We start from the raw sequence: 17,586 nt of genomic DNA, 5'->3' as shown, positions 1-17,586 counted from the left end.
CGGTCTGCGGGTCGGGGGCGCCGTGTTGAGGTCTACAGGTCGTTGTTCCGGATGTCCGTGAGGAAGGCGGACCATTCGGCGGGAGGGAACGACAGGTGCCCGACGGTGCGGTTCTGGGTGTCGCGGACTTTCACCGACTCCGGTGACTCCGCGATCTCTAGGCACTCGCCGTTCGTATGGCTATAACTGGACTTGCGCCACGTCTCCATAGCGATCCTCCATGATCTTGCACATCAGCTTGAGGGATTCCGAGGGCGACAGAGCTTCTGCCTGGAGTCGTCCGAACTGGGTCGCCATTCGGCGTACCACCTCAGGTTCGTCGATCACCATCCCTCCTTCATGGTGTTCAACGACGGCCACAAGCTGTGCGATACCTAGAGTAAGTACCTGAAACGGAAGGTATGCCTTGATGCCCGTTCGCACGCTTGCTGGCAACACCTGAACCTGTGCGGCATCCTCCTCCGCAAGTCGGGCGATGTGTTCTAGCTGTTTCTTCATAATCTTCGCATCGCCTACAACATCGGTGAAAACGGACTCCCGTATCACGAATGAGATCAGCTCTACCTTGCCCTCCCGGAGGAGGCTGGGCAGTCGCCCCGTACGTCCGTACCATCCGCTCGATCTCTTCAGCGTCCGCGCGTGTACTTCCCTCCTTGATCAGTGTCCGTGCGTAGTCCTCGGTCTGAAGCGGACCAGGCATCACAAGCGGCTGGTGTTGCCTGATCTCGATTGCGCGGCGCTCTAGCTGTAGCGCGTCCTTGAACCACTCGGGAACGTAGCGCTGGTTGGCAATTTCCTGCCACATCCGGGCAAGGGTGCCACCTGTGGACAGCGCAGTGTCGAGTGCTTCTGCATGGTGGAGTCGTGGGGACCGTGTTCCCAACTCGAACGAACTGATCGTTGATTTGCCCATGAGAGAACTCTTGCCGAGTTCACGTTGCGTTCTCCCAGATTGCTCGCGTAATTGCTTTAGCGCCGCCCCCCACTGACCCCATTTCGGATCCCGTTTATCGCTCATGAGGAACAGCGTTCCATAACGCGGACACAGTTGGACGCGAAATCCACAGCAGAACGCAAAAGTGTGTCCTCTATGGCAGGTGACTGTTCACCCCCGGCAGTCTGGAACCTCCGAACACGACAAGACCCCGGCGACCGCTGACTCGGCCCCGGGGCGTGGCCACCAGCTATCCCAAGGAGCTGATGACGTTGTCCATCCTGACACCGCGCCGGAGTGCGCGGGTTCGCCCCTACCTGCTGTGCCTGGAACGTGCGGGGGTGCCCCGGTGAGCGACATCGATCCCGGCCTCTACGTCCGAACCCAGGAGGCCGCCGAGATCCTGGGCATCGCCCCTCTACCCTGCGGGCCTGGGCCCGCCAGGGGCGGATCCGCTGCCTGCGCAACCCCCAGACCGGATGGCGGATCTACCGCGCCGGCGACGTTTACGCGCTACGCGACTCCCGAAAGGCGCGGCAATGACGGACCTGGCCCGACAAGAGCACGCGGCGCTGAGAAACCTCGTCGAGCAGCTGATCGCCGCCACCGGCGACCATCTCTGCTGGCTGGGGCCGGTCCGCCGGACCGCCATCGAGATCCGCGACCGCCTCGACGGCGGCTCCTCCCCGGTGGTCGAACCGGTCACCGCCAACTGGCAGTGCCCGGCCTCGGGATGCCGCTTCGCCGCCATCCACCCGATCTCCCACCCCTGCCCGCTGTAGACACCCCGCGCGGAAGACAGCCCACCAGGGCCACCGCCACCGCGCCCCAACCCCGCGCGCCTTCCCCTCCTCCCCAGAACCCGGAGGGTGCGCCGCCCCGGCCCCCGCCGCGATCCGTCCCCGGCGGGGGCCGCTCCATGCGAACACCCGCGGGCGGCCGGGCATACGCCAAGACCGTGTCGCGGGGGCCGTGTTCGTCGCCGGGGAGTAGATTTCCCAGGAGTTATATGGGCAGGGGCCACCTTTTCCGCTGGCCGGTGAGCCGTACCAGACATATTGGTGCTCGGGGGTGACGGTGGCGCCGAAGGCGCTCCAGCCGGGCCGACCATTGGCTGTCCACCAGTGGTGAGCGTCCTCAACGGCGGCCCACAGCCGGCGCGGCCCCCCTTCGCTCACCCGGTACCGGTCGTCCACGGGTTCCATGTCGATCTCGGCCCATGACCCGTCCGCGGCTTCCATGAACAGGAAGTCGGTGCCGTCGTCTGCGGTCTTGCCCACGGTGTCGGCGTCGATGGTGGCGAGTTGGGCCAGAAACGCGAACTCCAACTCCTGCACGGTAGCGGGGTTGATCGTGGTCGTGCTCTCCTTGCCCTCGTCATCGACGGTGGCCCGGTGCCGGGGACTGCGGGTACGGGCGGGCATGAAACCCGCCCGCTGCGGAAGGAACCGGCCTTGGGCGGTGCCGTCTGCGCCTACGTGGAGTTTGAGCATCGCCCCTCCGGCGCCGCCCGCGATGTTGGTCAGGATCACCCCGCCCGGCCTGACCTGGGTGATCCATTCGGGGGGATGTGGGTGAAGGCGGCCGTGGCGATGATGCGGTCGTATGGGGCGTTGTCGGGATAGCCTGGTGGCCGTCAAAGGTGGCCAGTACCGGGCGGTAGCCGAGCGCGTTCAGGCGTTCGGCGGCGTCGGAGACGAGGCGGGATGAGATGTCGATACTGGTCACCTGGTCTGAGCCGAGACGTTCGCACAAAAGCGCGGCGTTATAGCCTGAGCCCACACCGATTTCCAGCACACGGACATCCTCGGTGAGATCCAGCTCGGTGAGCATCTGGACCATCAGGCCAGGCATGGTGGAGGAACTGGTCCAGCGCCCTTTGCCGGTGCCCGCGGGCAAGGCGTCGATCACCGGTTCGCCTTTGATCTCGATGATCGGTGTTTCGTCGGCATAGACCCGCGAGGCCCATTCGTCGTACTGCTCGGGGTCGTCGCGGCGTATGAGCCGGTAGCGCGTGCCATGGGGCGTGTGCTCGTAGACGGCGAAGGCCGGGACGAGCGCCCCGCGATCCACATGCCGGAACGCATCGGTGAGCGGGTCGTCGGCGTGCAGCGAGTCGTTGGCGATGAGAAGGTCGGTGAGATCCGAAGACGGCGGGTGAACAGGACGGCTCACGGGTGCCCCTTCTCCAGCAGGTCGGCGATGGTTTCGGCGATGGGAAGCGCGCAGTGGTGAGCGAGCCAGCCCCACTCGCCGTTGGGGTTGATCTCCAGCAGGGTCCATGTCCCGTCAGGAGAGACAGCGAAGTCGGCCGCTCCGAAGGTCAGGCCGAAGGCTCGCATATAGCGTTGCAGACCCGCGCGCACCTCGCCGGGGATGCCGATGACCTCATACCGGTGGGCGCCGTAATCGCTGCGCCAATCCTGGTATGCCGCCTGTGACTGCGCATGGATCGCTACCGCGAACATCTCGCTCCCGACGATGGTCACCCGGGCCTCGTAGTCCTTGGCTATCCACTGCTGAAAACAGTGCGCCGTCAGGGAGAGCGCGGGATCGCGTAGATCCTGCAGGGCCTCAACCGGCGTGGCGTAAATGATCTTGGTTCGACCATCCTCGGTGTGCAACGCTCCACCGAGCGGCTTGTACACCACGGGACCTTCCACACTGGCCACCCAATCGGCGGCGTGATCGGGGACGTTGGTGATGATCGTACGCGGAACGGTAAGCCCGGATCCGGCCGCTGTGGCAAGCTGGGCGGGTTTGTACTCTGCCGAGGTCATCGCGCGCGGGTCGTTGACCCACAGGCAGTCCGAGCTCAGCAGCACACCACCGAACCCCATGCGGGCCTCACGGTAGGCCCAGCGCTGTTCCGGCCCCGACATGCCCTCAGCAAGCGTGAACTGCCCCGGACGGCGGTAGTAGACACTACGTACCGATTCCAGATCAACGCCACGGAACGCATCATGGATCGAGCCCCGCCAGCGCGGGGTGTCGAACTCGGCTTCCATGGTCATGGAGAGGGGGAAGTCGCCGGTGTCCATCCGTGCCACCGGGACACCGCGCTCATTCAGTTCGTGGATAACGGGGTCGGCGGTGCCGTCCTCGGTGTCGGTGAGGACCAGCACCGCCTCACGCAGCGGTGACGACGCCATCAGTCGTAGGTCACCTCTTCAGGGGTGGGCTTGTTGCCGTCCGGCTCGCCGGTGGTCTCCTTGGTGCCGCTGGAGCGTTTGCCCAGCGACGGGGCACCAGTCAGCCGGTCGATGCCCTGTTGGCTCACCGGGTCATAGACCCACCGATCGACGGCGTCGCTGACCTCACGGCGGAGCGGAGGGGTTACGGCGAACCGCAGGCCCCACGGGCGCGTTCCCGAGCCGGAGGGCGGCTCGGCGCTGGCGTTGAAGACGGCCGTGGTCGGGTCCAACGGGAAGGCGTCACTGACCCGCGCGAACTCGGCGTGGGACTCACCATCCGGCGATTCCAACAAGGCGGGATTGTTCTGGGGGGTCATGTGGGGGTCTTTCTCTTCGGGGCGGTCGGTTGCATGACACTGTTGTTGTTCCCCTGCTCTGCCTTTTAGTAGCCGGGGCGCGAACCGTGAGGACGCTGAAGCACGGCGAAGTCCGGCACCACGCAGAGCCGGCAGGAGACTCCCGCGGGGGCCGCTCCATGCGAACACCCGCGAGCGGCCGGGCGGGATGACATCTGTCATGCCGCGCCGGTCCCGGACGTCACGGCCGGGCGGTGACATCGGGATCTACACCGGAAAACCCGCTGCCCGCCAGACTTCTGGCATGGGAACGGCACAGCAGACCTCCTCCAGCGCGGCCGCCGCCGAGGCCGCGATCAGCGTTCGCGACCTGCGGCAGAGTTACGGCGACTTCGAGGCGGTCAGGGGCGTCTCCCTCGACGTCGCGCCCGGGGAGCTGTTCGCGCTGCTGGGCACCAACGGCGCGGGCAAGACCACCACCGTCGAGACCCTGGAGGCTTCCGCCGCCCCACCTCGGGCACGGTCCGGGTCTTCGGTACCGACCCCTATGGCCAACCCGCCGCGCTGCGCGAGCGCGTGGACGCGGTGCTGCAGCACAGCGGGCTGTTCGGCGAGCTGACCGTCGCCGAGACGATCGACCTGTCCCGCGACCTCGCCGCCGATCCTCTCGACCGCGACTCGGTACTGGAGCTCACCGGCCTCACCGACCGGGCCGCGGTGGCCGTCCGGCAGCTCTCGGGCGGGCAGAAACGCCGCCTCGACCTCGGGCTGGCGGTGCTCTCCCAGCCGGAGGTGCTGTTCCTGGACGAGCCCACCACCGGGATGGACCCCGAAGCCCGGCGCGCGGCCTGGCGGACCATCGAGGAGCTGGTCGCGGACGGGGTCGCCATTCTGCTGACCACGCACTATCTGGAGGAGGCCGAACGGCTCGCCGACCGGATCGCGATCATGCACACTGGTGAGATCCGGGTGGCGGGCCGGATCGACGAGGTTCTGCGGGGGTGGGGCGACCGCATCGGGTTCCGGATGCCCGACCGGTTCCGGTTCGAGGAGCTCCCGGCCCTACCGGACGCGGCGGCCTCGATGGACGTGCGCGGGGGCGAGCCGTGGGTCAGCTACGTCGTCACCGGCGACGACACGGCCGGACGGGCCCATCGGGCCGCGGCGTGCCTGCTCCCGTGGGCGGAACGGAACGGGGTCACCCTGGAGCGGCTGGAACTGCGCAGCGCCTCGCTTGAGGACGTCTTCCTCTCCGCGGCCTCGGGGGCGGCCGCGGCCGGTCTCGCCGGCCGTTGAGCCCGGACCGCCCCCGCCCGTCCGCGCAAGGATCCGACCAAGGAGCCGACCATGGCCAGTCCGACGGTTCAGCAGACAACAGAGCGGCCCCGCGCCGCCCGCGCGCCCGTCAGCCCGTACCGGCAGCTGCTGCGGCTGACACGTACCGAACTCACCCTCTTCTACCGGTACCGGATGGCCCTCTACATCGCGGTCTTCCCGCTGGTCTTCGTGCTCATCGGGGTCGCGTCGGAGGGCGAGGAGACGCTCCCCGGGGTCGACGCCGCGCCGTATTACATCACGGGAACCCCCGCGCTGGTCGCGATGGCCATCGGGCTCTGGCACATCTCCAACGTCTACGCGGCGCGGCGCGAGCAGCTGGTACTGAAGCGCTTCCGGGCCAGCGGGGTGACGCCGTTCGCGCTGTTCGGCGCGTCCACGCTGTCGGTGCTCGCCGTGGTGCTCCTGCTGACGGCCGTTATCGGCGGGGTCCTCGCCTGGCGCTACGGCGTGTGGCCGGCCGATCCGGCCATGGTGGCGTTGCCCCTGGTGCTGACCACCGTGCTGATGTCGCTGCTGGGCGCCGCTTTCACCCGGTTGACCCGCAACGCTGAGAGCGCCCAGCTGATGGCGATGTTCCCGTTCCTGATTCTCTACGGGGCCAGTGGCTCATGGTGCCGCTGGAGATGATGCCGGACCGGCTCGCCGCCGCTCTCGGCCTGCTTCCGCTGGCACCCGCCGTCGAGATGATCCGCTCCGGCTACCTGGGCTACGACCTGGTCAACGGCGTGGACGAGGCGAGCGCGATCACCGGGCCGGCCCTGTGGACGGCGGCGTTTCCCTCGGTGGGCCTCCTGCTGGCCTGGCTGGCGCTCTCGGTCTACCTGCTCCGGTACTTCCGCTGGGACCCGCGCCAGGAGCAGTGAGCGCTCGTGTCGAGCATGGACCACCGCCGGAAGGCACGGGCACGCGCTTCCGGCGGTGCGGGGCGGGCGCCGGCCGGGACGGGGACCGGCGGCCGCCCCTCGATCTGGTTAGGGTTGGACCCCGGGCGATGAGGGGAGTGACGGTGGCGGCATCCGCTTCTGTGCCCGCGGAGGGAGCGGACCGGTTCGGGCGGCGGCTGGTCCTCGCCCGCCGGTTGGTCCTCGCAACGGTCGCGATGGTGCCCTTCATGTGCGTCGCCGCGGCGCTGGCCGCTTTGGGGGCGGCCAGCGAGGACGAGGACCTGGTGCCGCTGGCCTGGCGGGCGCCGCACCCGCTCGATGCTGTGCTGAGCATCGCGGGCATCCTGTGCAGCGCGGTACTGGCGTACTTCCTGCTGCGCATCGTCCGCACGAGGGTCGACCGGCCCGATACGACACTGGACCGCGACGTCCTGCTGTCCGTCGTCGCGCTCGGTGGCGCGGCGCTCACCCTGGCCGGGAATAACTGGACGCTCGGGGTCGTGCTGGCGTGGGGCTCCGGCGTGTGCGTGACCGGGAGCAGGCGGCGCAGGGCCGGTTACCTGCTGATCATGCTCCTGGCCTCCGTTCCCCCGTCCGTGGTCCTGGGCTGGCCGGGTGAGGTGGGGCAGGGGATCCTCTTCGCGCTCGGTCTCACCGCCATCGCCCTCGTGACATGGGCCGTAATGTGGGCCAGCTACGCCTCCGTGATCGTGCTCTGGGACATCATCACCGAAGCCACCGCAGCCCGGGAGGCCCAGGCCCGGCTCGCCGTCAGCGAGGAGCGCCTGCGCTTCGCCCGGGACATGCACGACCTGCTCGGACACAGCCTGTCCGGAATGGCGGTGAAGAGCGAGCTCGCGGCCCGGCTCGCCGACCGGGACCCGCAAAGGGCCGCGCGGGAGATGACGGCCGTGCAGCGGCTCGCCAGGGACGCGCTGCGCGAGCTCCGGACCGCTGTCAGCGGGTACCGGGAGGTGGACCTGGACGCCGAGATCGCCAGCGTGCGCGCTGTTCTCTCCGCTGCAGGCGTCCGGTGCGAGGTGACCGGCGGGGCGGTGGACCTTCCCGCCGAGCTGCGCGCGCTCGCCGCCTGGCTGGTGCGCGAGGCCGCCACCAACGTGCTGCGGCACAGCTCCGCCGCGCGCTGCGCCATCGCCCTGGAACGGCAGGAGCGCGCGGTGGTCGTCGAGGTGCTCAACGACGGGGTGCGCGGCGCCGGGGAGGCCGCGGTGCGTTTCGGGAACGGTCTCACCGGACTCGCCGAACGCGCCGCCGCGGCCGGCGGCTCCGTGACAGCGGGCCCGAGCGGCCGGGACGGGTTCCTGGTGCGGGCCGTGCTGCCCCTCGCGTCCCAGGAGGCCGCACGGGAGCCGGCCACCGAGCCGGGGCGGGACCGGGAGGATGTGACCGCGTGATCCGCATTGTGCTGGCCGACGACGAGCAGCTGGTGCGCGGCGCGATCGCCGCGCTGCTCGGCCTGGAGGACGACCTGGAGGTCGTCGCCGAGGTAGGGCGGGGCGACGAGGTGCTCGACGCGGTCACCGCGCACGCGGCCGACATCGCTGTCCTGGACATCGAGATGCCCGCCGCCGGCGGCCTGGACGTGGCGGGACGGCTGAAGGAGGCGGCGCCGGACTGCGGTGTGCTCATCCTGACCAGCTTCGGCCGGCCGGGATACCTGCGCCGGGCGATCACCGCGGGCGCCCGCGGCTTCCTGGCCAAGGACGCCCCGGTGGAGCAGCTCGCAGGCGCGATCCGCAAGGTGTACGAGGGCGGCCGCTACATCGACACCGACCTCGCCGCCGCGGCGATGGCCGCCGGCGACAGCCCTCTGACCAGCCGCGAAGCCGAGGTTCTGCGTGCCGCGGCCGAAGGGGAGTCCGTCGCCGGGATCGCCCGGGCGCTGCACCTCAGCGAAGGGACCGTGCGCAACTACCTGTCCAGTGCCATGACCAAGACCGGCGCCGACAACCGACTGACCGCCATCCGCACGGCGAGGGAGATGGGATGGCTCTAGCGGCCGCAGCGCGCGCGACCACGGCGCCTCGTGCGTCCAGGGGAGTGCGACGACCAGGCGGAACCGTCCGCGGGACGCCTCTTGTTTGGTACACGGGGTACCCGGGGTAGCACGTTCTTACGTCGCCGTCCGGGGATGGGGGCAGGGGCCCGGAAGACGTTGGGGGGTCGTTTGCCGTGGATATCGGTGTGTCCGGCACGGCCGTTTCCGCCCCACGGCCCCTCCTTCGGCTCCTGACCGGACCTGTCGCTCCGCATCGGCGAGGGGGACTCCGCTTCGGTGCTCCCCGGCCGCCTGACGCCCCCTAGCCGACGCCCGCGCGCCGGGACACCCCCGAAGACCCGGAAGTTACAGAACGGAATTCCGACGACACGCAGACCGGCCTTCCGGGGCCGCTGTCGGGCCCGGAGGTGAAGGAGGGCGCGAGCCGCACACGAGTGGTGCGCCGGAGCTTAGGGGGGCGCCGGGTGGTACTGGTCCTCGTGCTGGGCGCACTGGTCGTGTCCGCGGCGGCGGCGCCGCTCTTCGAGCGGTTCCTGGGCCGGAACGCGGGCTGGCCCCTCGCGGTGATCTTCCTGGTCCTGGGAAGCGCCATCGCGTGGCCGGCACCGCGGGTTCTGGCGAACCAGCCGGTCGCCTTCACGTGGCCGTGGCTCCCGTCCATCGACGTCGCGTTCGCGCTCCGCCTCGACGGCCTGTCACTGCTGTTCGCGCTGCTGATCCTGGGCGTGGGCGCCCTGATCATGGCGTACTGCACGCGGTACTTCGGCCATGGCGCCCGCCACGGCACCGTCTACCTGCTGCTCACCCTGTTCGCGGCGTCGATGCTGGGCCTGGTGCTGGCCGACGACCTCGTGCTGCTGTTCGTCTTCTGGGAGCTCACCAGCGTCTGCTCGTTCTTCCTCATCGGGAACGCCGGACTGGCCGCCGCCCAGCCCGCGAAACGGGCGTTACTGGTCACCGCGATGGGTGGGCTCGGTCTGCTCGGCGCTGTGCTCCTGCTCGCCGTCGCCGCCGGAACGACCCGCCTCAGCGTGATCCTGCGCGAGTTCGACTGGGCGGCCGACCCCGCGTTCACGACGGTCGTGCTGCTGCTGCTCGTCTTCGCCGCCTTCACCAAGTCCGCGCAGATCCCCTTCCACTTCTGGCTGCCCGACGCGATGGCGGCCAGTACCCCCGTGAGCGCCTACCTGCACGCCGCCACGATGGTGAAGGCCGGGATCTACCTGCTCATGCGCTTCTCCCCGGAGTTCGCGGAAGGGGCGCTCTGGACGGCGCTGCTCGTCGGGACGGGCCTGGCGACCGCGGTGGTCGGCGCGCTGCTCGCGCTGAAACAGCACGACCTCAAAGCGCTGCTGGCGTACTCGACCGTCAGCCAGCTCGGGTTCCTCACCGCGCTCGTGGGGATCGGAACACCGGAGGCCCTAGGGGCGGCGGCCCTGCACACGCTGGCGCACGCCCTGTTCAAGGCGACCCTGTTCATGCTGGTGGGGATCATCGACCGCGAGGCGGGCAGCCGGGACGTGCGCAGGCTCGACGGACTGTGGCGGGTCATGCCGGTCACCGCCACACTCACGGGGCTGGCCGCGATGTCGCTGGCCGGCATCCCCCCGGCGCTCGGGTTCGTCAGCAAGGAGAAGATCTACGCCGCCTTCGTCGACTTCCCCGGACCCGAATGGCTCGGCTGGCTGCTCGGAGCGGTCGCGGTGTTCGCCGCGGTCCTCACCTTCGCCTACGGGTTCCGCCTCCTGCACGGCGCGTTCGGCGGCACCACAGTGCAGCGCCGGCTGGTCGAACCGTCATGGCCGTTCCGGACCCCCGCCGCGGTCGCCGCTGTGCTCGGGATCGTGCTGGGTATCGCGGTGTCGACTCTGAGCCTCCTCGTCGAGCAGATCATCCTGGACACCCGGTTCATGTCGGGCGACCCGCACCTCGAACTGTGGCCGGGCTTCTCAGCGGAGCTGGCGATGTCGGCGCTGACCGTCGTGCTCGGGCTGCTGCTGTTCCGTGCCCGCGCGCCGGTGGACCGCTGGCTGCAGCGCCGGCGGCTGCCTTTCAGCGGTGTGAGCGTCTTCGAGCGCTGCTACAGCGCGGTGATCCGGTTCGGCGGCTGGGTCGGCGCCCCCACGCGAAGCCTGGCCCCAAGCGTCCAGATGCTGCCCATCGTTCTGGTGCTGCTCGCTCTCGCGGCGGTCGGCCTCTGGTGGGGGGTGCCGCTGGCGCCGCGCGCCCCGGGAACCACGCGGATCGAGGACTGGCTCATCGTCGCTGTCCTCGCTGCGGCGGTGGCCGCGATCGCGGCCACCCGTTTCCGTATCGCCGCGGTCTGCCTGCTCGGGGTCATCGGGTTCGTCGTGGCGATGTGGTTCCTCATGCTCGGCGCGCCCGACCTGGCGCTGACCCAACTGCTGATCGAGTTCCTCACCGTTGCCGTCGCCGTACTCGCGCTGAGCCGGCTGCCCGCGCTGTTCCAGCCGGGCGGGAGGCTGCGGACGGGAGCGTCCGCGGCGATCGCCCTCCTGGCGGGCGCCGGGGCCACCGTCGTCGCTTTCGCGTTCACCGGCCGCCGGGGCCCGTCCGCGGTACGCGACTACTACCTGAGCGAGTCGGAGGAGGCGACCGGCGGGACGAACGTGGTCAACACCATCCTGGTCGACTTCCGGGCTCTGGACACGCTGGGGGAGATCACGGTCCTCGCCGCCGTGGCCATCGGTGTCGCCGCTTTCGTGGAGAGCACGCCCCTCCTTCGGAGCGCGTTGCAACGGGAGCTCCTCCCCAGGGGCAGCCCGATCGAGAACGCGGCCGACAACGCCGTCGTCATCCGCGTCTTCGGGCGCCTGCTCGTGCCCGTTATCATCGCGTTCTCCCTCTACCTGCTGCTCCGGGGGCACAACGCGCCGGGCGGAGGCTTCATCGCCGCGCTCGTCGGCGGCGCCGGCCTCGCCATGGTCTATATCGCCTCGCTGGCTCCGGACCGCAGGTCGGCCGCATGGCCCTCCGTCGGACTGGCCGGCGCGGGACTCGCGATCGCGGTGGCCGCCGGACTCATCGGCCTCGCCGACGGCTCCTTCCTGCGCCCCTTCCACGGCGAGCTGGAACTCCTCGGGGCGACCGTCAAGGGCACCACGTCGCTGATCTTCGACGTCGGCGTGTACCTCATCGTCATCGGTGTGATCGTGTCAGCGCTGCGCCGCATGGGGAGCGGGCTCTCGGGCGCCCTGGCCCACGGCGGCGAGGGCGTGCTGGACGGCCTGGTCATCCGGCGCTCCAAGGCCCGACCAAGGGCGCCGGAGGGCGGAAAGGCGGGACACGCCGAGAGGTACCGGAACGGAGGTGGAGAATGACCCTCGCCCTCGGAATCGGCGTCCTCGTCGCCGGAGGCGTCTTCCTGGTCCTGCAACGCGGGCTCGTGCGCATCACGTTCGGGTTCGTCCTCCTCGGCCACGCCGCGAACCTGCTGTTCCTGGCGGCCGGGGGAACGCAGCGCCGGGAGCCGCCCATCGAGGGGACCGCCGCTCTCGGGCAGATGGCCGACCCGCTGCCCCAGGCGTTCGTCCTGACGGCGATCGTCATCACCTTCGGCATCACGATCTACCTGCTCGTTCTCGCCGCGGCGGGTAAAGGCGACGACGACACCGAGCGGTTGCCGTGAACAGCGTGCTTCTTCCGCTGACCGTTGCGGTGCCGCTGCTGGCCGCGGCGGTACTCGCCCTGGTCCGGCACCCGGGGTTCCCGCGCCGCGCCGTGCTCGTCGCCGTGCTGACCGCGCTTCTGGCCAACAACGTGGGTCTGCTCGTGGCGGTGCGCGACGGAGGCACCATCGCGCACAACGTCGGAGCCTGGCCGGACGGTATCGCGATCACGTTCGCGGTCGACCTGTTCAGCGCGCTCATGCTGACGGTAACGGCGCTGGTCACCCTGGTGTGCGCCGTGTTCGCGGCCCTCTCGGGCGAGGGGAGGAACCGCTACTTCCCCTCACTGGTCCTCGTGCTGTTCGGCGGGGTCTGCGGTGCGCTGCTCACGGCGGACCTGTTCAACCTGTTCGTGTTCGTCGAGGTCATGCTGGCGCCGTCCTATGTGCTGATCAGCGTGTTCGGCAACGGAAGGCGGATACCGGCGGGACGCCTCTACATCGTGGTCAGCCTGCTGGCCTCGACCGTCCTGCTCATCGGGATCGCCGCGGTCTACGGGCTCGCCGGCACCGTCAACCTCGCCGACCTCGCCGGAACGGCCCGGGAGAGCCCGGCCGTGGCGCTGGCCGGGGGCATCGTGCTGGTCGCCTTCTGCGTGAAGGCCGCGGTCTTCCCGGTGCACGGGTGGCTGCCGAACACCTACCCGTACACGTCCCCGGTCGTCGCTGCGCTGTTCTCGGGCCTGCACACCAAGGTCGCCGTCTACGCCATCTACCGGATCTACGCCCTGGTCTACGACGGGGACGCGCGCTACCTCGCTGTGCTGCTGGCCGTCTTCACGGCCACCATGGCCGTCGGTGCCCTCGGCGCGGTCGGCGGGCCCGCCGCGCGCTCGGTCCTGACGTTCAACATGGTCAGCGGGATCGGCTATATCCTGCTGGGGCTCGCGCTGTTCGGTCCGGTAGGGATCGCCGCGGGGATGTTCTACATGGTGCACCACATAGTGGTTATGGCCTCCCTCTTCCTGTCCATCGGAGCCGTGGAGGCCACCTACGGAAGCCGGCACCCCGAGCGCCTCGGCGGTGTGGCCCGGCGCGAGCCGGTCCTGGGGCTGGCATTCATCGGGGCGGCGTTCTCCCTGGCCGGTGTTCCGCCGTTCTCCGGCTTCGTGGCCAAGCTCCTCGTCATCCGCGCCGCGGTCGTCGAGGGGGAGTACGTCGCCGCCGCGGTGGCGCTCATCGCCGGCCTTGTGGTGCTGACGTCCGTGATCAAGATCTGGCTCGGCGTGTTCTGGGGCCGCATGATCAGGGAAGTCGACCACGAGCAGGAGATGGTGGCGGATGCCGAGATGCCGCGGGTGCGGGCCGCTCTCATCGTCCCTCCCCTGGTCCTGATGCTGTTCTCGCTGGGGCTGGGGATCGGCGGCGAGCTGCTGCTGTCCCTGTCGGAGCGGGCCGCGGAGGCGCTCGTCGACACCGGGGAATACGTGCGTGAGGTGGCGGGGGGATGAACGGTTTCCTGCGGCTGATGACCGGCTCCGTGCGGTGGCTGGGACGGTTCGTGGCGTTCGCCGGCTTTTTCGGGTGGGAGCTCGCCAGCGCGAACGCGACCGTGGCCTGGGAGATCATCACGCCGGGCAGCGCCCTCGCTCCAGGCATCGCCGAGTTGCCGCTGCGCTGCCGGACCGACCTGGAGATCGCCACGATGGCCAACCTCATCACGCTCACTCCCGGGACCCTCACCGTGGCCATCCAGCGTGACCCGCCCACGCTCTACGTCCACGGGTCGCACGCCGGGGACCCGCACACCTTCCGGGAGCAGTTCGACGAGCTGGAGAACCGGATACTCGACGTGCTGCGTTTCGAGGGGCGCCCCCATGGGCCGCCGGCATGGCGGGCGGGCGGCCCCGAGGAGAGGGGAACGCGATGATCCTGCTCGATCTGGCCCTGGCGGTACTGGGCGCCGTGTTCGTCATGGCCATCGTCCGGATGATCCGCGGGCCCGGCCCGGCCGACCGGGTTGTCGCGGCCGACCTGAGCTTCTTCGTGTTCGTGGGGGCGGTGGCGCTGATCGGCCTGCGTGTCGGCAGCCCCTGGGTGTTCGACGTCGTGCTGGCCGGCACGCTCACGGCCTTCATCGCCACCGTCTGGCTCGCGCGGCTCATGGGCGGAGGGGAGAGGAGGAGCTGACATGTGGGCGTTCGTGGGCGGCGTGCTGATCGCGCTGGGAGTGGGGCTGACCCTGCTCGCGGGGATCGGGTTGCTCCGGCTGCCCGATGCCTACAACCGGATGAACGCGGTCGCCAAGGCGGCGAGCCTCGGCGTCGTCCTCACACTGGCCGGGACGGTGATCCTGATGCCCGACCCGGCAGCCGTCGTCAAGACCCTCGTGGCCATCGTGCTGCAGCTCATCACGGCAGCGGTCGGCGGCTTCGCCATCGCCCGCGCCGCCTACCGGTCCGGTACGCCGCTGGCGCGGATCAACCGCTTCGACGAGCTCGCCGAGCGCTCGCGCGAAGCGGACGGCGAGGAGGAGCGTTAGGGAAGGTTCTTCGGGTCGATACCCGCGGCGTCGAGTATGGATTTCTGTGTGCCCATGCGCAGCGGATCGCGTCCGAGCGGCACGATGATGGAACGGCCGTCCCTGCGCATTTTGTAGTGGTCACCCCGTGTGGAAACGTGCTCGAATCCTTCAGCTTCGAGCAGTTTGATGATCTCCTTACTGGACATCCTGCGAGTCCGTGGGCTCATGCGCTGAGTTTGATGTCGAAGGGAAGGACGGCCGCTTCGGGGTGGATGAGGGAGAAGTCGATGTCTTCGTCTTCGTAATAGAGTTCCACCGCTTCCTGGATGTTCCGCAGGGCTTGTTCATAGGTGTCGCCCTCGGTGGTGACGCCGTTCTCGACGCACTGGATCACGAAACCGCCTTCCTCCGGCCATATGCGAGCAGTGAGTCGGACGTTCGTCGGTTGGGTCATCGGGAGTCCTCCATTTTCGAAGACGACCCTGCGCTTCCCAGAGTAGGGGCCGAGCGCGCTCCGCGTCCGGAGGATCCGCGGCCCGCCGGCGGTCAGAGGAAGCGCAGGACCAGCATGGCCGTGTCGTCGGTGTGCCCGCCCGGCGCGAACTCCTCCAGGTCCCGGTCGATGCGGGCGATGACGGCCTGGGCGGTCAGTCCGGAGCAGCCGGAGAAGATGCGCTGCAACCCCTCGTCACCGAGCATGTCCTCGTTGCTGCGGCGTTCGGTGACACCGTCGGTGACCGCGAGGAGCACGCCTCCCGGGGAGACCTCGACGGTTTCGGTGTAGAAGCCGACGTCCTCGAACGCCCCCAGGAGCGGCTGGGAGGTCCCGAGCGTCGTCACCTCCCCCTCCTGGTTCAGCCGCAACGGCAGCGGGTGCCCGGCCGACACCAGGCGGATGCGCATCCCCTCGCCGGGGGCGCCCAGCGGGGTCATCTCCCCGTAGAGCATGGTCAGAAAGCGCGTGGAGGTGTTCTCCTCCAGGATCGCGAGGTTCAGCCGGTGCATGATGTGAGCGGGGGAGTAGCCCTCGCGGGCGAGCGCCCGCAACGTGTGCCGGGCCAGTCCGGTGACCGCGGCCGCCGCGGGGCCGGTGCCGCACACGTCGCCGATCGCGAAGCACCAGCGGCCGTCGGTGGCGAAGACGTCGTAGAAGTCGCCGCCCACGACCGTGCGCTCGTCGGCCGGGCGGTAGAACACCGCGTGGTCCACGCCCGGGATGGTCGGCTCCTTCTCCTTGGCCGGGAGCAGGCTCCGCTGCAGTGCCTCGCTCATCGAGGTCTGGTTGGCGTAGAGGCGCGCGTTCTCCATCGCCGAGGAGACGCGCTGGGCGAGGTCGTCGGCGACGTCCACGTCCTCACGGGTGAAATCCGCTTCGGGGTCCTTGCCCAGCGTCAGCCGCCCGAGTGTCCTGCTGTGCGCGACCAGGGGGATGCTGATGGCCGGGCTCTCCGCCATTTCCAGCGTCAACTCGTCGTCGAGCCCCGCTGAGAGGAGCTGCCCGCGGGTCCACAGCGGGCGCGGCTCGCGCTGCTCGGGAGGCGGCAGCGTGCCCAACAGGGTCCGCAGCATGTCGTTGTAGTTCTCGTTGCGGTGCACGGTGTGGGTCAGCCGGGAGATCCCCAGCTCCGTGGTGGTGTGCACGGCGCACCAGCTCCCCAGGCGCGACGTCGCCAGCTGTGCGGCCAGCGCCGAGGTCATCTGCTCGTCGAGTGTGCCGGTGAGCAGGTCGCTGGCCTCGGCGAGGAAGCTCAGCGAGGCGCGGCGCGCCAGCTCCACCTCGGCCAGTCGGGCGCGTTCCATGGGTAGGGCGATGCGGTCGGCGCCTTCCTGTAGCCGCCGGGCCGCGGTGGTACCGAAGTGCCGGATGCGGCGCGACGCGACACCGATCAGTCCGGTGATTCGGCCCTCCACGATGAGCGGCGCGGTGACCAGCGACCGCATGCCCGCTCCGGCGAGCCGCCCGCGGTGCGCCCGCGCGATCATCAGGTCGTCGTTGATGACGGGGCCCGGTTCCGGAGCGGCGGAGGGGAAGGTCTCCTCGGTCCGGCTGCGGAACGGGCGCCAGGGACCGTTGGTCAGCCCGGTGGCCGCGCGGACCTCCCATTCGGTCTCGTCGGTCGTGGCCAGTGCGATGTAGGCGGCGTCGCCGCCCAGCGCGGACCGCGCGTACTCAACGGTGCGGTCGAGCAGTTCGGGAAGTGTCAGCCGGGCCGACAGCGCGGCCTCCAGCGCCGCCCACGGGCCGGGGCGCGCGGAGCGGCGGCGGTGCGGGCGCACCGGGTCCGGCGGGGAGAGCACGGGACGCTCGGTGTCCTCGTCCTCGACCTTCTCGTCCTCGATGCGGAACCAGACGGCCTTGTCCTCTTTGCTGTAGCTGACGCCCCAACTGGAGGCGATCGCCGCCGCGAGTGCCAGGCCAAGGCCTCCGTCGCGCCCGTCGTCGGCCGGCGGTGCCGTGTCCACCGTCAGGGGCCCGACCTTGGGGACGGCGCGCTCCGGCGCGCGGTCGGCCACGATTACCTCGACAGCCGCCGACAGCCGCCGCACGGTCAGTTCGAGCGTGCTCTCCGCGTGGATGACCGCGTTCGTCACCAGTTCGCTGACGAGCAGAATGATGTCGTCGGAGGGGTATTCGATCCCCCAGTCCCGCAGTGTTTCCCGGACGAACACGCGCGCCTCGCCCGCTGTCTCGGGAGCGGGGGAGAACTCCCGCTGGGAGACCTTCATCGAGTCCTGTGGCATTGTGCAGCCGTACGGTTTCCTTCGGC

19 protein-coding genes and 2 pseudogenes are annotated in these 17,586 nt (G+C 69.7%); 12 read left to right on the top strand and 9 right to left on the bottom strand.

The window, feature by feature from the left end; genetic code table 11:
• Positions 1 to 32 precede the first annotated feature (32 nt).
• From VS93_RS28085 to VS93_RS33375, 3 genes and pseudogenes are all read right to left on the bottom strand, one after another.
• Positions 33 to 209 carry a DUF397 domain-containing protein gene (locus VS93_RS28085; protein ID WP_082126829.1) on the bottom strand — a complete coding sequence of 59 codons (177 nt, stop codon included), beginning with the start codon at positions 207 to 209 and terminating at the stop codon, positions 33 to 35.
• Entirely contained in the window at positions 181 to 591 is a 411-nt protein-coding gene (locus tag VS93_RS28080) for a Scr1 family TA system antitoxin-like transcriptional regulator (RefSeq protein WP_269082846.1), read from the bottom strand. Before VS93_RS28080 ends, VS93_RS28085 begins: the two co-directional genes overlap by 29 nt.
• Positions 592 to 616: 25 nt before the next feature.
• Positions 617 to 1,018: pseudogene (locus tag VS93_RS33375) on the bottom strand (Scr1 family TA system antitoxin-like transcriptional regulator); the annotation flags it as partial.
• A 455-nt stretch (positions 1,019 to 1,473) separates the two neighbouring features.
• Between VS93_RS33375 and VS93_RS30395 the strand changes: the two are divergent.
• Entirely contained in the window at positions 1,474 to 1,716 is a 243-nt protein-coding gene (locus tag VS93_RS30395; protein ID WP_201776618.1) for a hypothetical protein, read from the top strand.
• Between the two features lie 595 nt (positions 1,717 to 2,311).
• On the opposite strand, the gene VS93_RS11955 is transcribed toward VS93_RS30395, so the two are convergent.
• From VS93_RS11955 to VS93_RS11945, 3 genes are read right to left on the bottom strand one after another with little or no spacing between them, the layout of a single operon-like run.
• On the bottom strand, positions 2,312 to 3,109 hold the full coding sequence (locus VS93_RS11955; RefSeq protein WP_236700500.1) for a methyltransferase domain-containing protein: 798 nt from the start codon (positions 3,107 to 3,109) through the stop codon (positions 2,312 to 2,314).
• A complete protein-coding gene (tgmB, locus tag VS93_RS11950) occupies positions 3,106 to 4,086 on the bottom strand; it encodes an ATP-grasp ribosomal peptide maturase (RefSeq protein WP_046470030.1) in 981 nt (326 codons plus the stop codon). The genes VS93_RS11955 and tgmB overlap by 4 nt, the downstream gene beginning before the upstream one ends.
• A complete protein-coding gene (locus VS93_RS11945) occupies positions 4,086 to 4,445 on the bottom strand; it encodes a putative ATP-grasp-modified RiPP (protein WP_046470029.1) in 360 nt (119 codons plus the stop codon). Before VS93_RS11945 ends, tgmB begins: the two co-directional genes overlap by 1 nt.
• A gap of 187 nt (positions 4,446 to 4,632) precedes the next feature.
• Between VS93_RS11945 and VS93_RS11940 the strand changes: the two are divergent.
• The 11 genes and pseudogenes from VS93_RS11940 (at position 4,633) to mnhG (ending at position 14,836) form a co-directional block, all read left to right on the top strand.
• Positions 4,633 to 5,720 (top strand): annotated as a pseudogene (locus VS93_RS11940) (ABC transporter ATP-binding protein).
• Positions 5,721 to 5,771: 51 nt separating this feature from the next.
• Complete coding sequence (locus VS93_RS11935) at positions 5,772 to 6,389, top strand: ABC transporter permease (protein WP_052745707.1); 618 nt, start codon at positions 5,772 to 5,774, stop codon at positions 6,387 to 6,389.
• Positions 6,371 to 6,625 carry a hypothetical protein gene (locus tag VS93_RS31545; protein ID WP_052745706.1) on the top strand — a complete coding sequence of 85 codons (255 nt, stop codon included), beginning with the start codon at positions 6,371 to 6,373 and terminating at the stop codon, positions 6,623 to 6,625. Before VS93_RS11935 ends, VS93_RS31545 begins: the two co-directional genes overlap by 19 nt.
• Before the next feature lie 143 nt (positions 6,626 to 6,768).
• Positions 6,769 to 8,061, top strand: coding sequence for a sensor histidine kinase (locus tag VS93_RS11930; RefSeq protein WP_236700499.1), 1,293 nt, complete (start codon positions 6,769 to 6,771; stop codon positions 8,059 to 8,061).
• Positions 8,058 to 8,663, top strand: coding sequence for a response regulator transcription factor (locus tag VS93_RS11925; RefSeq protein WP_046470027.1), 606 nt, complete (start codon positions 8,058 to 8,060; stop codon positions 8,661 to 8,663). Before VS93_RS11930 ends, VS93_RS11925 begins: the two co-directional genes overlap by 4 nt.
• A gap of 467 nt (positions 8,664 to 9,130) precedes the next feature.
• Positions 9,131 to 12,007, top strand: a complete 2,877-nt coding sequence (gene mbhE / locus VS93_RS11920) for a hydrogen gas-evolving membrane-bound hydrogenase subunit E (protein ID WP_052745704.1) — start codon at positions 9,131 to 9,133, stop codon at positions 12,005 to 12,007.
• On the top strand, positions 12,004 to 12,315 hold the full coding sequence (locus tag VS93_RS11915) for a sodium:proton antiporter (protein WP_046470026.1): 312 nt from the start codon (positions 12,004 to 12,006) through the stop codon (positions 12,313 to 12,315). Before mbhE ends, VS93_RS11915 begins: the two co-directional genes overlap by 4 nt.
• Entirely contained in the window at positions 12,312 to 13,805 is a 1,494-nt protein-coding gene (locus VS93_RS11910) for a monovalent cation/H+ antiporter subunit D family protein (RefSeq protein WP_046470025.1), read from the top strand. Before VS93_RS11915 ends, VS93_RS11910 begins: the two co-directional genes overlap by 4 nt.
• Complete coding sequence (locus tag VS93_RS11905; RefSeq protein ID WP_236700498.1) at positions 13,802 to 14,224, top strand: Na+/H+ antiporter subunit E; 423 nt, start codon at positions 13,802 to 13,804, stop codon at positions 14,222 to 14,224. The genes VS93_RS11910 and VS93_RS11905 overlap by 4 nt, the downstream gene beginning before the upstream one ends.
• On the top strand, positions 14,221 to 14,484 hold the full coding sequence (locus VS93_RS11900) for a monovalent cation/H+ antiporter complex subunit F (RefSeq protein ID WP_046470024.1): 264 nt from the start codon (positions 14,221 to 14,223) through the stop codon (positions 14,482 to 14,484). The genes VS93_RS11905 and VS93_RS11900 overlap by 4 nt, the downstream gene beginning before the upstream one ends.
• Before the next feature lies 1 nt (position 14,485).
• Positions 14,486 to 14,836: a monovalent cation/H(+) antiporter subunit G gene (gene mnhG / locus VS93_RS11895; protein WP_046470023.1), complete on the top strand. Its 351-nt coding sequence runs from the start codon at positions 14,486 to 14,488 to the stop codon at positions 14,834 to 14,836.
• Here the strand turns inward: mnhG and VS93_RS11890 are convergent.
• From VS93_RS11890 to VS93_RS11880, 3 genes are all read right to left on the bottom strand, one after another.
• Positions 14,833 to 15,024, bottom strand: coding sequence for a type II toxin-antitoxin system HicA family toxin (locus VS93_RS11890; protein WP_052745703.1), 192 nt, complete (start codon positions 15,022 to 15,024; stop codon positions 14,833 to 14,835). The genes mnhG and VS93_RS11890 overlap by 4 nt on opposite strands.
• Positions 15,025 to 15,041: 17 nt before the next feature.
• Positions 15,042 to 15,272, bottom strand: a complete 231-nt coding sequence (locus VS93_RS11885) for a type II toxin-antitoxin system HicB family antitoxin (RefSeq protein ID WP_046470021.1) — start codon at positions 15,270 to 15,272, stop codon at positions 15,042 to 15,044.
• A 92-nt stretch (positions 15,273 to 15,364) separates the two neighbouring features.
• Positions 15,365 to 17,545: a SpoIIE family protein phosphatase gene (locus VS93_RS11880; RefSeq protein WP_046470020.1), complete on the bottom strand. Its 2,181-nt coding sequence runs from the start codon at positions 17,543 to 17,545 to the stop codon at positions 15,365 to 15,367.
• Positions 17,546 to 17,586: the final 41 nt, after the last annotated feature.

The sequence above is a fragment of the Allosalinactinospora lopnorensis genome (assembly GCF_000981225.1).
Taxonomy (GTDB): domain Bacteria; phylum Actinomycetota; class Actinomycetes; order Streptosporangiales; family Streptosporangiaceae; genus Allosalinactinospora; species Allosalinactinospora lopnorensis.
Note: the sequence above shows the minus strand (reverse complement) of the source record. Positions and strands in the feature narration are given on the sequence as shown.